Below are 15,417 nucleotides of genomic sequence, written 5' to 3'. Positions count from 1 at the left end.
TACCCACTCAATGCTTTTGAGGCTGCTTGTGTTCCCCCGGATCCGGGAAGTTCTGTTCGCTGTCAGCGATCGAGAACGGGCGGTGCTCGTCCTACCCTGCCCCCATGCCGAACGCCGTCAACGCAGTAGCCCACCAGCCGCCGACCACGATCGAACGGCGGGACGGCCCCTACGGGGAGGTCGTACTGCGGCAGCGGGGGCCGCAGTACGAGATCGTCGCCAACGGGTGCTTCCTGATGGACACCTCGGACGGCCGCTCCGAGCGGCTGCTGGTGCGCGCGGCCCTGGACGAGCTGGCCACCAGGACCGCGCCGCACGTACTGATCGGCGGGCTCGGGGTCGGCTTCTCGCTGGCGGAGGCAGCGGCCGAGCCCCGGTGGGGCCATATCACCGTCGTCGAACGGGAGCCCGCGATCCTCGACTGGCACGGCACCGGTCCGCTCTCCGAGATCACCGGCCGGGCGCTGGCCGACGCCCGCACCGAGCTGGTGGAGGCCGACCTGGTGGCGTATGTGCACGAGTCGGCCGCCGCCGGGCGGCGCTTCGACGCGCTGTGCCTGGACATCGACAACGGCCCCGACTGGACCGTCACCGACGACAACACCACGCTCTACTCCCCCGCCGGACTGGCCGCCTGCCGGGCGGCTCTCACCCCCGGCGGAATCCTCGCCGTGTGGTCGGCACAGCCGTCGCAGAGATTCGAAGGATGTCTGCGTAATGCGGGATTCTGCCGTGTTCGGACGGATGAGATCACAGTCGCCCGAGGCGTCCCCGACGTGGTCCACTTCGCGGCGCGACCGGCGTAGCCTAGGCCCGTAGCAGGCCCTTACGCTGCTGTCCCAGGAAAGCCGGAAAGAGCCACAGGGGCGGGGTCGCATGGACCAGAAGAACACCACTCAGACACCTGGCGGCGCTGCCGCCGCGACCACCCCGGGCGCCCAGCGTCGCATCCTCGTCGTCGAGGACGACCCCACCATCGTCGACGCCATCGCGCGGCGGCTGCGGGCCGAGGGCTTCCAGGTGCAGACGGCGGGCGACGGGCCCGCTGCCGTGGACACCGCCGAGGCATGGCAGCCGGACCTGCTGGTGCTGGATGTGATGCTGCCCGGCTTCGACGGCCTGGAGGTCTGCCGCCGGGTACAGGCCCAGCGACCGGTCCCGGTGCTGATGCTCACCGCGCGGGACGACGAGACGGACATGCTGGTCGGCCTCGGTGTGGGTGCCGACGACTACATGACCAAGCCGTTCTCGATGCGGGAGGTCGCCGCACGGGTGCACGTACTGCTGCGCAGGGTCGAGCGGGCCACCCTGGCCGCGCACACACCGCGCAGCGGCATACTCCGGCTCGGGGAGCTGGAGATCGACCACGCGCAGCGGCGGGTCCGCGTCACCGGTGAGGACGTACACCTGACACCCACCGAGTTCGACCTGCTGGTGTGCCTGGCGCACTCCCCCCGCGCCGTGCTCTCGCGCGAGCAGCTGCTGGCCGAGGTGTGGGACTGGGCGGATGCCTCCGGCACCCGCACCGTCGACAGCCACATCAAGGCTCTGCGGCGCAAGATCGGCGCGGAGCGCATCCGCACCGTGCACGGCGTCGGATACGCCCTGGAGACCCCGGGCCCGGAGGGCGCCACGGCGCCGGTGACGGGCGCCGCGACGGAGAGCTCCTGACGGCCGGCGGAGACGGAGCGACGTGTCCGTGTCCATGTCCTTCTCCCTGACGGCCCGCACGCGCTCCCTCGCGCGCTCCCTGGCCCGCCTGCTGCTTCGCGGGGCGGCCCGCTGCAGGCGGGCCGCCGTCCGGCATGCCGCCCACGCCTGGGAGCGGCTGTGGGAGGGGTTGCGCCCGGTGGACCCCTACCGGTCGGTCAAGGCGGCGCTGGGCTGGCTGGTGATCGTCTCCGTGGTGATCACCACGCTGCTGGCGCTGTTCGCCATGCAGTCGGCGACCGAGCTGCGGGTCATCACGATCATCTCCATCGTCGCCTCGCTGCTGATCACCCAGTTCGTGGCGCAGTCGCTGACCGCGCCGCTGGACGAGATGACGGACGCCGCCAAGGCGATGGCGAGCGGCGACTACTCCCGACGGGTGCGCGGCGAGCGGCGGGACGAGTTCGGCGAGCTGGCCGCGAACTTCAATCGAATGGCCGCCGATCTGGAAGCCGTCGACCAGCACCGCAAGGAGCTGGTCGCCAACGTCTCGCACGAGCTGCGCACCCCCATCGCGGCGCTGCGCGCGGTGCTGGAGAACGTGGTGGACGGCGTCTCGGACGCCGACCCGGAGACGATGCGCACCGCCCTGTCCCAGACCGAGCGGCTGGGCCGGCTCGTCGCCCACCTGCTGGACCTCTCCCGGCTGGACAACGGGGTGGTGCCGCTGCACTCGCGCCACTTCGAGGTGTGGCCGTATCTGGCGGGTGTGCTCAAGGAGGCCAACATGAGCAAGGGCTCGGGCCACTCCCGCAAGGATGTCCACCTCCATCTGGATGTCTCGCCTCCCGAGCTGATGGCCTACGCGGACCCCGAGCGGCTGCACCAGGTGGTGGCCAACCTGATCGACAACGCCGTCAAGCACAGTCCGCAGCACGGCCGGGTCACGGTCAAGGCCAGGCCGGGAGCGAGCTGGGGCCAGGGCGCGGGCGCCGGCTCCGGGGCTCCGGGCGACGGCAGCCTGGAGGTCGAGGTGCTGGACGAGGGGCCCGGCATCCCCGAGTCGGAGCGGGAGCGGGTCTTCGACCGGTTCAGCGGCGCGCACAGCGCCGACTCGACCCCGGGCCGCAAGGGCGGGATCAGCCCCGGTGGCGGCACCGGACTGGGGCTGGCCATAGCGCGCTGGGCGGTGGAGCTGCACGGGGGCCGGATCCGGGTGGCCGAATCGCCCCGCGGCTGCCGGATACAGCTCACCCTTCCGGGGACGGGAGCGGCGCAGGGTTGACGTACCCTCGCAGGTGAGAACCCGCGGACGCGAAATATGGGCTGCCCGGTTCCCGGGCTGGGGCAAAACTGTGAGTGATTCCCGTCAATTTTGGCCCCGAAACCGCCGCCGCGATGTGACGTACGTGACCAAGAGCGGCCCGGACTCCACCAATCGTCCGGAGAGGCGTAGCCTTTATTTCCGCTGTCCACCACCTAAGGAAGCGGAAGAGGGCGGTTGCCGCCGTGTCGTCACAGTCCCCCAACAGCTCATCGAGCACCACTACGGAACGGAAGGACGGACAGGGCAAGGACCCTGGCCCGTCGTTCGGGCCAAACGAGTGGCTCGTCGACGAGATCTACCAGCAGTACCTCCAGGATCCGAACTCGGTAGACCGAGCCTGGTGGGACTTCTTCGCTGACTATCAGCCGGAGTCCTCAGACGGAAGCACGGCGCCGGACGGCGCGGGCACCCCGCGGGACAACGCCCCGTCGCCCGCGAAGGCCGCACCGGCCCAGGCTCCGGCTGCCGCCGAGCAGGTTGCCCCGCAGCCCGCGCAGGCCGGTGCCCCGGCGAAGGCGGAGCCTGCCGCGCCGAAGCAGCAGCCGAAGCCCGCCCAGCCGCAGCAGGCCGCGCCCGCCAAGCCGGCGGCGCAGCAGCCCGCGCAGGCGGACGGGGCGAAGGCTCCGGCCGGCAAGGCGGCGCCCGCGGCCCAGGAGGCCGAGGGCCCGGAGTACCTGCCGCTGCGCGGCCCGTCCGCGGCTGTGGCGAAGAACATGAACGCCTCCCTGGAGCTGCCCACGGCCACGTCCGTGCGGGCGGTCCCGGTGAAGCTGCTGTTCGACAACCGCATCGTCATCAACAACCACCTCAAGCGCGCCCGTGGTGGCAAGGTCTCCTTCACGCACCTGATCGGCTACGCCATGGTGCAGGCACTGAAGGCGATGCCGTCGATGAACTACTCCTACGCGGAGAAGGACGGCAAGCCCACCCTGGTCAAGCCGGAGCATGTGAACCTCGGTCTGGCCATCGACCTGGTGAAGCCGAACGGCGAGCGCCAGCTGGTGGTCGCGGGCATCAAGAAGGCCGAGACGCTGACCTTCTTCGAGTTCTGGCAGGCGTACGAGGACATCGTCCGCCGGGCGAGGAACAACAAGCTGACGATGGAGGACTTCTCCGGCGTCACCTGCTCGCTGACCAACCCGGGCGGCATCGGCACCGTGCACTCAGTGCCCCGTCTGATGCCCGGCCAGGGTCTGATCATGGGCGTCGGCGCCATGGAGTACCCGGCGGAGTTCCAGGGCACCTCCCAGGACACCCTCAACCGGCTGGGTGTCTCCAAGGTCATGACGCTGACCAGCACCTACGACCACCGCGTCATCCAGGGTGCGGCCTCGGGCGAGTTCCTGCGCCAGGTGGCCAACCTGCTGCTGGGCGAGAACAACTTCTACGACGAGATCTTCAAGGCGCTGCGCATCCCGTACGAGCCGGTGCGCTGGAACCAGGACATCGACGCCTCGCACGACGACGACGTCACCAAGGCCGCACGCGTCTTCGACCTGATCCACTCCTACCGGGTGCGCGGCCACATCATGGCCGACACCGACCCGCTGGAGTACAAGCAGCGCAAGCACCCCGACCTGGACATCACCGAGCACGGGCTCACCCTGTGGGACCTGGAGCGGGAGTTCGCGGTCGGCGGCTTCGCCGGCAAGTCCATGATGAAGCTGCGCGACATCCTGGGCGTGCTGCGTGACTCGTACTGCCGCACCACCGGCATCGAGTACATGCACATCCAGGACCCCAAGCAGCGCAAGTGGATCCAGGACCGGGTCGAGCTGCAGCACGTCAAGCCGGAGCGCGAGGAGCAGCTGCGCATCCTGCGCCGCCTCAACGCCGCCGAGGCGTTCGAGACGTTCCTGCAGACCAAGTACGTCGGCCAGAAGCGCTTCTCGCTGGAGGGCGGCGAGTCCGTCATCCCGCTGCTGGACGCGGTGATCGACGCGGCCGCCGAGTCCCGGCTGGACGAGGCCGTCATCGGCATGGCCCACCGCGGCCGGCTGAACGTGCTGGCGAACATCGTGGGCAAGCCGTACGCGCAGATCTTCCGGGAGTTCGAGGGCAACCTCGACCCGAAGTCGATGCACGGCTCCGGCGACGTGAAGTACCACCTCGGTGCCGAGGGCGTCTTCACCGGCCTGGACGGCGAGCAGATCAAGGTCTCGCTCACCGCCAACCCCTCCCACCTGGAGGCCGTGGACCCGGTCCTGGAGGGCGTGGCACGCGCCAAGCAGGACATCATCGGCAAGGGCGGCACGGACTTCACCGTCCTGCCGATCGCGTTGCACGGTGACGCGGCCTTCGCGGGCCAGGGCGTGGTGGCCGAGACGCTCAACATGTCGCAGCTGCGCGGCTACCGCACCGGCGGCACCATCCATGTCGTCATCAACAACCAGGTGGGCTTCACCGCCGCTCCCGAGTCGGCGCGCTCGTCGATGTACTCGACGGACGTGGCCCGGATGGTCGAGGCGCCGATCTTCCACGTCAACGGCGACGACCCCGAGGCCGTCGTCCGGGTGGCGCGACTGGCGTTCGAGTACCGGCAGGCGTTCAACAAGGACGTGGTCATCGACCTGATCTGCTACCGGCGCCGCGGTCACAACGAGACCGACAACCCGAAGTTCACCCAGCCGCTGATGTACGAACTGATCGACCGCAAGCGCTCGGTGCGCAAGCTCTACACCGAGTCGCTGATCGGCCGGGGCGACATCACGCTGGAGGAGGCCGAGCAGGCTCTCCAGGACTTCCAGGGGCAGCTGGAGAAGGTCTTCACCGAGGTGCGGGACGCCACATCGGCACCGGCACCGGCCGAGGTCCCGGCTCCGCAGCCGGAGTTCCCCGTGCACGTGGAGACGGCCATCAGCCAGGAGGTCGTCAAGCGGATCGCCGAGTCGCAGGTCAACATCCCCGACCGGATCTCCGTCCACCCGCGTCTGACGCCGCAGCTCCAGCGCCGCGCGCAGATGGTGGAGGACGACACGATCGACTGGGGCATGGGCGAGACGCTGGCCATCGGCTCGCTGCTGATGGAGGGCACCCCGGTCCGGCTGGCGGGCCAGGACTCGCGACGCGGCACCTTCGGCCAGCGGCACGCGGTGCTGCTCGACCAGAACACCGGCGACGACTACACGCCGCTGCTGTACCTGTCCGACGACCAGGCCCGCTACAACGTCTACGACTCGCTGCTGAGCGAGTACGCGGCGATGGGCTTCGAGTACGGCTACTCGCTGGCCCGCCCCGAGGCGCTGGTGATGTGGGAGGCGCAGTTCGGCGACTTCATGAACGGCGCCCAGACGGTCATCGACGAGTTCATCTCCTCGGCCGAGCAGAAGTGGAACCAGACCTCTGGTGTCACCCTGCTGCTGCCGCACGGTTACGAGGGCCAGGGCCCGGACCACTCCTCGGCCCGGATCGAGCGGTTCCTCCAGCTGTGCGCGCAGAACAGCATGACGGTCGCCATGCCGTCGCTGCCCTCCAGCTACTTCCACCTGCTGCGCTGGCAGGTGCACAACCCGCACCACAAGCCGCTGGTCGTCTTCACCCCGAAGTCGATGCTGCGGATGAAGGCGGCGGCCTCCAAGACGGAGGAGTTCACCAGCGGCGGCTTCCGTCCGGTGATCGGTGACACGCTGGTGGACAGCGGCCAGATGGACCCGGCCAAGGTCCGCAAGGTCGTCTTCTGCTCCGGCAAGGTCTACTACGACCTGGAGGCCGAGCGGCAGAAGCGGGGTCTGACCGACCCCGAGTCCGCCGACACGGCGATCATCCGGCTGGAGCGGCTCTACCCGCTGCCCGGCAAGGAGATCCAGACCGAGATGGCGCGGTTCACCAACGCCGAGAAGTACGTGTGGGCGCAGGAGGAGCCGGCCAACCAGGGCGCCTGGCCGTTCATCGCCCTCAACCTGGTCGACCACCTCGACCTGATCATCGGCTCGGAACCCGTCCCGAACGCGGACCGACTGCGTCGCGTCTCCCGGCCGTCCTCGTCCTCGCCCGCCGTGGGCTCGGGCAAGCGGCACGCGGAGGAGCAGGCGCAGCTCATCCAGGAGGTCTTCGAGATCTGAGCCGACCGGGCCGATGACGGCCCGTCGTACGAAGCCGAGGGCCCCCGCCGCGCATTGCGGCGGGGGCCCTCGGCCGTGTGCGGGACCCGGCCGGCTCAGCCCAGGTACGGCTCGTAGTCCCAGTACGGGCGGGTGCGCTGGCGGGCGGCGAGGGTGTGCTGGTGCTGGGCGCCCAGCGAGCGGGTGAACCGCTCCAGGGCGTCACTCTCCAGCGCGCGGGCCTCCTCGCGGCGCCGCAGGGAGCGCAGATCGCCGGCGTGGGCCACCATGCACGAAAGGGTGAGGGGGTGGTCGGCGCCCAGCACCCGCTGGGAGCGCTCCAGGGTGTCGCGGCTCAGCTCGAAGGCGTCTTCCAGGGCTTCGCTGAAGTTTCGGCCGCCGCTGGTGTTCAGGGCGCAGCCGAGTGTGGCGGGGTGGTCGGCGCCCAGCAGTGTGGTGAGCCCGGCCAGCGCCTGCTCGAACATGTTGAGCGCGCCATCCCGCTCGCCCTCCGCCTGCAGCACCAGCCCCGCGTTGGACTGCATCGCGGTGGGGACCGGGTGCGCGGGGCCCAGCAGGGAGCGGAAGGCGTCCTCCGCCTCGGTCAGCAACTCGCGGGCGAGTGCCAGGTCGCCGTGCTCCCGCAGGAAGTTGCCGTAGTCGGTCAGCAGCGAGAGCGTGGAGTAGTGGGTGCGATTGTGCACCTGTTCGTGCTGCTCCAGCAGGAGCGCCATGGCGGTGGCGATGTCCTGGCGCGGAGTGCCCGCCCTGCGCTGGCACAGCAGCAGATTGTGCCGGGCCATGAGGGTCTGCGGATGCTGGGCGCCCAGCACCTGCAGATGCAGCCGCATGCCGAGCTCCTGGCGGGCCAGCGCCTCCTGGTAGCGGCCCATCAGCCGCAGGTCTCGGGCGCAGGCGTTGCCGGAGGCGAGAGTGTTGGGGTGGCGGGCCCGCAGCACCTGCTCGCGTTTGCGGAGGGTGTCCAGATCCGTTTCGTAGGCGTCCTCGTAGCGGCCCAGTAGCCGCAGGCCGACGGCGAGATTGTGCTGGGCCAGCAGGCTCGTCCATTCCTCCGGGCCGTACAGCCGAGCGGAGACCTCGACAACCTGCCTCTGCAACTGCAGCGCTTCGTCGTACTGGCCCAGCAGCCGCAGGTCGGAGGCGAGACAGCTGGTGGCGTCCATGACGGCTTCCTCGTGGGCGCCGTCGGAGGGCGGCATCTCGCGCAGCCGCTCCAGCCGGGCGCTGTCGAACGCCTGTGCCTCGCGGAACCGGCCACCCCCGCGTAGCAGGTTCCCCTGCATGGTGGTGAGCGCCAGCATCTGCGAAGCCGTGGCGTCCAGGAACGTCTCCCAGTCCCCGCGAATGCTGTCGGCCAGCTCGGCGCCGAGAGTGTACTCACCGCTGGAGTAGCAGTAGCGCAGGCAGTTGAGCAGCATCTCCTGGACGCGGCGATCCTTGCTGGAGGGTGCGCCCGAGGCGATCAGATGGGGCAGCATCTCGGCGTAGCGGCCCCACTGGCGGCTGTCGTTGGGAGTGCCGGGATCAGCCTCCACCAGCAGCCGGTGCACGGTCTCGCGATAGATGTCGTTCTGCCTGCCCTGGGTCAGCTCCGCGATGACGCGGTGGACGACCTGGTGCATATGGACGGAGTCGCTCTGGTCACCGTCGCCGACGGCGGGAGTGCGGGCCTCACGGGTGAGCACCGAGTAGTTGACGAGGGAGTCCAGCGCACGCGTCCAGCCGGAGCGGTCCTTGCTGAACCAGCGCAGCGTCTCGGGAAGTTCGGCGGCCGGGATGCCCCGGGCCAGCCCCAGCGGGATGCGGCCGGGTGCGAAGACGGAGCACAAGGAGAGCAGTTCCACAGCGCGCGGCTCGGACTTGCGCAGCTTGTTGAGCAGCATCGACCAGGAGGTCAGGGAGGAGTACGGGTAGTCGTCCGGCATGGTGTTGCTCTCCAGCCGGGTGAGCCCCACCCCCCGCACCATGCGCAGGTACTCGGGCACTTCCATGCCCTCCTCGCCCAGCCAGGCCGCGGCCTGCGCCAGCTGGAGCGGCAGGTCCTGGAACTCGTCGGCCACCTGGTCGGCCTGCTCCACGGTGATGTGCGGGGCACGGCGCATCAGATAGCCGGTGGACTCGGCGCGGCGGAAGGCGCTGATCTGCTTGATGTCGGTGAGGGAGCGCCAGCTCTTGTTGCGGGAGGTGATCAGGACGTGGCCGCTGCCGCCCTGGGGGAGGTAGGTGGCGGCTTCCTCGGGCTCCTCCCAGCCGTCGAAGATCAGCAGCCACCGGCCGGACGGCTCGTTCCTGCGCAGCGCCTCGCGTACGGCGCGCACCCGCTCGCCGACCTCACCGGAGCTGTCGAGACCGATCTCGGTGGCGAGCGAGCCGAAGGTGTCGCGCTGGGTGTTGCGCTGATCGCAGTTGACCCACCAGACGACGTCGTAGTCGGGTGCGAAGCGGTGCGCGTACTCCGCCGCGATCTGCGTCTTGCCGATGCCCGCCGTCCCGACCAGTGAGCAGACGGCGGCGCCGTGCTCGGCGTCCATCAGCCGCTGCTGGAGGTCGCCGAGGATGACGTCGCGGCCGGTGAAGCGGGCGTTGCGGCGCGGTACCTCGCCCCAGATGGCGGGCGGGTCGTTCGGGTAGCGGCTGGCGTAGCCGGGCTGCGGGACGGGGATGCGGCGGGGCCGCAGTCCGAGCCGGTTGAGCAGCCGCCGCTCGGCCTCCTCCTCGCCGACGCCCCACAGGTTGACCGGCTCCAGCACCGCGGTGGCCGGCAGCAGTTCGCGGTTGGTCAGGTTGACGGCGGCGAACCGGTCCGCGTGCTGGGCGACATAGCCGCGCAGCACGGCGTTCCAGTCGGCCTCGGTGCGCGGACCGAGCTGGAGGAACACATCGCTGATGACCAGCAGGACGCGGCCGGTGGCGAGCTGGAGGTCGCCCAGCGCCTCGTCCAGCGGCTGCTCGCGGTCCGGGTCCCAGCGCTGGAGCGTGGTGCGATGCCCATGGCTCTCCAGCCGGTGCGCGATCCAGTTGCCCCAGCCCCGGTGATAGCCGGGAAAGACCACCACGAAGTGCTCGGACTCCCCTCCGGGCGCCCCGCCCTGAGCCGGTTCCCGCTGAGCGACCATGCTTGCGTTCTCCCTCGTCCAGCAGCCGTCGCCGCCTCGCGGGCGACGTGTACGGCGAGATTACCCAAAGTGACCGTTTGTGAGCCTGTCGGCTGCGTTTTCGCTGTCGGCCGCGTTGCCCGCGCTGTCGGTGTTCCCGGCGTGCTCCGCCGACTCCGCGTCCCGGGCGGCCCTCCCGCCCGGGGAGCTCAGCCGCCGGTAGCGATGGCGCATGCCCTCCACGAACTCTGTGCCCTGACGGGTCAGTTGACCAGAGCCCAGAAGGAGGAAAAGAGCGTGGTCGACCTGGGCACCGTAGTCGGCCGCGCGGCGCCGGGCGGCCGCGCGCTCGGCGGGCGTCGCCGAGGCCCGGCGGGCGAGCCTGGCCCACAGATCGGCGAGGGCCAGATGCGCGTAGGTGCCCTGCACGACGGCGCCCAGCGGCCTGGGGTCGCTGCGCCAGCCGACGCGGTAGACGGCCTCGGCGGACTCGTCGTTGAGCCGTACGACACCACCGAGGACGGCGAGCTTGCTGTGCTGCACCTCGTGGACGAGGACCTCGGCCATCTCCTCCGGCGTTCGCGGAAGGGTCGTCAGCACGGCCCAGGGTGCGGCCAGTCGGGTGGCGCTGGCCCGCCCGTCGGGTTTCCACAGCACAGGGACGACGGCGCGGACGAGGCCCACCACCTCGGCGGCGCGCTCCGGGTCGGCGTCGCCCAGCAGATCCAGCGCGCGGCTCCACAGCTCCCGCCACTCGTATGCCTCGTCCGGGGCGATCAGGGCGGCAGGCAGCAGTCCCGCGAGCCCTGCGCGGCCCGTCTCCCGGGCGAGGTGCGGGTCCTGGTCGTCGAGCACGGCGGGCCCGCCGGGCAGTGGGCCGAGGGGGCGCCAGCCCTCCGCCGGTGGCGCCGCACGGCTCAGCAGGTCGCCCCGCGCGAGGGCGGTCGGCCGACCGTCCTGCGGGGTGAAGGTGACCGTGTCGTCGGTCGCCTCCATGCGCACCCGGGGCGCGGTGGTCATGTACGAACCCAGGCCGGGGAGGGCGAGGATGCCGTCGTGCGCCGACAGGACGAGGCGGAAGTCGCAGCCGGCTGCGGTGGCCACCGTCGCGGCGAGCGCACCCAGACCCGCCAGCGCCGTGACGAAGTCGTCGCCGGGCGCGGCCAGGGCGTGCGCCAGCCAGTTGCCTGCCGCCGGATAGCCGAGGACGCCGCGCGCCGCGGCGGGGTCGTGGTGCTCGGCGTCCTCCAGCAGCGTCCAGTGCTCGCGCAGCGCGCGGGCCGTCTGTGGGGGCAACTGGGTGCGCTCGGCCCTGGTCAGCAGTGTCTTGAGCAGGACGAGGCGTCTGCTGTGCAGCCAGCCGCCCAGTACGGCGGCCTCTCCCGGCACCGGCCGCGTCTCCCCCATCCGACGGAGCTGGGGGCCCGGTATCTCAAAGGGGTTCATGACGGCCCACGCTGTCTCCCGGACCCGGAGGCGGGCCGGAGGTGCCGTGGACCGAGCCGAAGGTTGACCGGATCACACCCCGTTTCCCGGCTGCCCGGTGGCTGCCTGCCGGGGGTCCGCCGGAGTGTCGACGCCTGCCGATACGACCGGCTTCCCCGCCGGAGGACCGCCACACCCGCGACAGTTCCTCGGGGGTGCGGAGCGCACTCTCCACGGCGGCGGTGACGGCGGGATCGTCGCAGGTCCTGAGGGTACGCAGGGACACATCCGTCAGATCGGGCAAGGGCGACGGCGGTGCGGCGTCGGGCCCACGGCCCGGGCTGCGGGACGCGCCCTCGGTCCGCTTCGGCACGCTCTTCTCCTCCCTAGGACCCCCACCCGGGGGCGGTAACACGGATGATGTCTCTTTCCCGGGGCAGGTAGCCGGAAACACGTGCGAGGAGCGGGGCCACCGCATTCGGCCGGTCCTCGCCTTCCCCCGCGTGCCACATCAGGTCAGCCCCCCGTTCCCCCGTCAGTTCCTCCCCGTTCCCCCGTCCGTTCCCCCCGTTCCGCACGCTGATGCCTCCCCCGGCCGGCGCGTCGGCGCACCCGGTTCGGTGGCTTGCGCTCAACCCGCCAGTTCGGCCACCCGGTCCCTGGTGTCGCGCACCTCGGCCCAGGGGAGGTCCGCCAGCTGCCCGGCCAGCAGCTGCCATTCGGCCTCCGCCGCGCGGTAGTCGGCCAGCGCCTCCTCGGTACGCCCCTGGGAGCGATGGAATTCGGCCCGCCCGTGCAGCGCCCTGGCTGCGGTGACGGAGCCGCCCTCGCGGGCATCGGCCAGTTCCTCCAACGCCCTGGTGAGATCGGCCGCCACCTGCTGGGACTCCGGAGCAGCCGCCGGGAAGAGCGTCCGTGCCCTGCCCAGCCGCAGCCATGCCTGCGCCCTGCTCTCCGCATCGGGGCCCTGCCGGGCCGCCTGCTCCAGCAGATGGCAGCCCTCGTACAGGTCGGGCAGAAAACTCTCGCGTTCGTAGCGCAGCAGCAGCACCCGTCCGAGCAGCAGCGCGGCCCTGGCCACCGTCGGGCTCCCGGAAGGGGCGCGGGTGAGGGCCTCGCGCAGCAGCCCCTCCGCGCGCGACAGGTCGCCTGCTTCGGTGAGCAGCATCTCGCCCCATTCGATGAGCAGTTCGCCCCGCTGTGTGCTGTCGCGTCCCGACAGCCGCTCGGCCTCCGTGTACGCCTCGGCCGCCGCCTCCCAGTCACGGGTCTCGCGCAGCACACGGGCGCGCTCCCTGGCGCAGCGCAACCGCAGCCCGGACCGCTCGCCCGCGAGGGCCCCGGCCTGCGCCAGCACATCGAGGCGCTCCTGCGGCGGGGCGCCGCTCAGCCGCAGCGCGGACGCCAGGTCGAGGAGGGCGCCGCAGCGCTGTGCCCGCGCCTCGTCGGATGTGCGGGAGTCGGGTGCCTGCGGGGCCACCTGGGCGGGCTGGGTCTCGGAGGTCGCGGGGGCACCGGAGGGCTCGGGGAACCCGGGCGCGCGGTCTGCCAGCATGTCGCTCGCTTCGCGGAGTTCGCTGACGGCCTCGGGGGCCGCCCTGTGGCGGTGTTCGGGTGCGGTCTGGGCCAGTGCGAGCAGCACCCGGCCCAGCCGGAGTTTACGGGTGCGCTCGGCGTCCGGCAGCAGTGCCCGTTCCGCCGTGTCTCCTGCCGCCCGGTCTCCTGCCGCCGGTTCCGCCGCCTGCGCGGTCGCCGAACCGGTGCGGCCCGCCAGCGAACGCAGCAGACCCTCGGCGCGCAGCAGATGCCGGGTCCCGCCACGCACCTGCCACAGCGAGTGTTCGACGCCCGCGCGCTCCAGCAGGGTGCCCGGCTCGTTGTCGGTCAGCAGTTCGGCGGCGTCCCGCAGCAGCGGCTCGGGCCCCTGCGGGCTGCGGCGTACGGCCGCCGTGCCGGCCAGTGCGTGCAGCACCCGGCCGAGTGCCAGCCGGGCCCGTGCGCTGTCGCGGTCGGCGGCACGTGCTGCCTCGCCGACGGAGCGGGCCCGGTGCAGCAGTTGGATGTCGCCCTGGGAGCGCCAGCGGCGCAGCAGTCGCTCGGTTTCGGCCACCTGGTCGGCCGCGGTCTGCTCGGGCAGGTAGAACCGGACGACCTCGGCGGGGATCGTCGCGAACATCTCGTCGCCGTCCTCCGCCTCGTCCGGCTCCGCACCGTCCCCCACGGTGCCTGCCGGCTCGCGGCCGGCGCGCGCGGACTCGCTGCGGCCGGTGAGCTGGGCGACGGCCATGGCGGCGAAGTTACGGGTGCCCTTGCCGAAGCGCTGCGCCACATACCCGGACAGATGTTTGAGGATGAGTACGGCCGCGCCCTGGTCCAGGGACTGCAGCAGCAGTTCGCGGACACCGGGCGCGAACGCGTAGCGCGGGCCGGGCAGGCTTCCGCGGCGGTCGGTCCCGTCCGGCTCGTCCTCCTCCGGCAGCCGGGTCAGCAGCCCGGACAGCAGCACCTCGGCCAGCTCCATCGGCCCGGTGTCGGGCAGCATCGCCTCCTGCACGAGGTGGATGACCGGCAGCAGCAGCGGCACCACGGCCAGATGCACGGCCAGATCCAGCGCCCCGGGTGAGGCGGTGTTGCGGAACTCGCGCAGCAGGGTACGCGCCGGTACCGCGCCCGCCGGGGTACGCGGCGCGGGCATCGCCGGGTGCCGGGGCAGTACCCAGGCGGCGGCACCGGCCACGGCGCGCTCGCTGTCGGTGCCCAGCAGCCGCGCCCAGTTGCCCAGCGCCTCGGGCGTGGGCAGCAGCACCGGCACCGGCACGGCGCCCGCCGGCGGGGGCGGACCGTAGCTGTCGGGCTCGAAGGTGACGCGTCCGCCCGAGCCACGCCCGCGCAGCAGCAGACCCGCTTCCGCGGGCAGCGCCGTACGCGGCCACAGCCGGGGCGGCAGCGGCTGTACGACGGCCAGCGGGGAGCGGCCCGACCAGTGGTGCAGCAGCCGCTGGGCGCGGCCGTCCTGCCACAGCGCGCCCACGCAGTCGCTGACCACGAGGGTGAGGCGCCGTCCGGTGGTGTCGCGGTACTCGTCGGCGGGCCGCAGCCGTGCGGTGCCGTCCACCGGCCCGGTGCCGATGAGCGGGGCGCCGTCCCGGGCGCGGTGCAGATAGCGCACCTGGACGTCACGGAAGGCGCCGAGCTGCTCGAAGGTCTGCCGCAGCCGCTCCAGGGTGGGCTGCCACACCGAGGCGGTGGGCGAGGCGTCCATGATGAGCTGGATCTCGCTGTAGCGGCGGACCTCTGTGCCGAAGACGGGCCGCACCGCGGTGGAGCGGGCGCTCAGATCGGCGGTGGCCGCCTCGTCCAGGGCGCCGGTGGCGGGCGGCAGCGGAGGCCGGTAGCCGTGCAAGGGGCGCAGCGCGTGCTGCAGTTCGAGCAGTCCCGACAGCGCCCCGGCCGCCGGCGCCCGGACCGGGAAGCCCGCCGGTGGTGCTCCGCCGTGCCTGCGCGGTGCGAACAGCGAGACCGGCGCGGTGCGCTCCGTGGCCGGTGGCGTCTCCGTCGGCTCGGTGGCGTCGTGGTCCTCGGCTGGTGGCATGGGAGGCTCCGGCTGCGGCGTCCGGGTCCCTGAATAGCGGAGCCCGGTGGAGTCCACATCGGGTTCCCCTGCAGTCCGCCCCAAACCGAAGCGGGCCAGCCACAGCGCCTCGGCGAGCTCCTCGGACGACGGATCCCAGCCGGCGGCCCGCAACCGCGCCACCAGCTCCGCCACGTCGTGCACGGACTGCCGCTCGGCCCACGGGGCCGCCGCGGACCGCGGATGGTCGGAAGGTTGCCGCGGCGGGGTCGACGCCGCACTCATGTG

At 71.8% G+C, this 15,417-nt stretch carries 7 protein-coding genes; 4 read left to right on the top strand and 3 right to left on the bottom strand.

All coding sequences use genetic code 11. The features are described from left to right. Positions 1-104 precede the first annotated feature (104 nt). The 4 genes from KBY19_RS05490 (at position 105) to KBY19_RS05475 (ending at position 7,038) form a co-directional block, all read left to right on the top strand. Complete coding sequence (locus tag KBY19_RS05490; protein ID WP_210965273.1) at positions 105-806, top strand: spermidine synthase; 702 nt, start codon at positions 105-107, stop codon at positions 804-806. A 70-nt stretch (positions 807-876) separates the two neighbouring features. Further along, on the top strand, positions 877-1,671 hold the full coding sequence (locus KBY19_RS05485; RefSeq protein ID WP_099884160.1) for a response regulator transcription factor: 795 nt from the start codon (positions 877-879) through the stop codon (positions 1,669-1,671). Positions 1,672-1,705: 34 nt separating this feature from the next. Further along, the gene (locus tag KBY19_RS05480; RefSeq protein WP_099884158.1) at positions 1,706-2,935 is read left to right on the top strand and encodes an ATP-binding protein; all 1,230 of its coding nucleotides are present in this window, start codon (positions 1,706-1,708) and stop codon (positions 2,933-2,935) included. 224 nt (positions 2,936-3,159) lie between these two features. Next, on the top strand, positions 3,160-7,038 hold the full coding sequence (locus tag KBY19_RS05475; protein WP_210965272.1) for a multifunctional oxoglutarate decarboxylase/oxoglutarate dehydrogenase thiamine pyrophosphate-binding subunit/dihydrolipoyllysine-residue succinyltransferase subunit: 3,879 nt from the start codon (positions 3,160-3,162) through the stop codon (positions 7,036-7,038). Positions 7,039-7,133: 95 nt separating this feature from the next. Here the strand turns inward: KBY19_RS05475 and fxsT are convergent, their stop codons facing one another. The 3 genes from fxsT to KBY19_RS05460 all read right to left on the bottom strand — a co-directional run bounded on the left by fxsT (position 7,134) and on the right by KBY19_RS05460 (position 15,414). Next, positions 7,134-10,154 (bottom strand): FxSxx-COOH system tetratricopeptide repeat protein, encoded by a 3,021-nt coding sequence (gene fxsT / locus KBY19_RS05470; protein ID WP_099884154.1) that lies wholly within the window; start codon positions 10,152-10,154, stop codon positions 7,134-7,136. A gap of 60 nt (positions 10,155-10,214) precedes the next feature. After that, the gene (locus KBY19_RS05465; protein WP_247690627.1) at positions 10,215-11,579 is read right to left on the bottom strand and encodes an HEXXH motif-containing putative peptide modification protein; all 1,365 of its coding nucleotides are present in this window, start codon (positions 11,577-11,579) and stop codon (positions 10,215-10,217) included. Between the two features lie 610 nt (positions 11,580-12,189). Continuing rightward, positions 12,190-15,414 (bottom strand): SAV_2336 N-terminal domain-related protein, encoded by a 3,225-nt coding sequence (locus tag KBY19_RS05460; RefSeq protein ID WP_099884150.1) that lies wholly within the window; start codon positions 15,412-15,414, stop codon positions 12,190-12,192. Positions 15,415-15,417: the final 3 nt, after the last annotated feature.

This window comes from Streptomyces sp. B15 (assembly GCF_018070605.1).
In the GTDB taxonomy this organism is placed as follows: domain Bacteria; phylum Actinomycetota; class Actinomycetes; order Streptomycetales; family Streptomycetaceae; genus Streptomyces; species Streptomyces smyrnaeus.
This window is presented reverse-complemented; position numbering and strand designations above follow the sequence as displayed.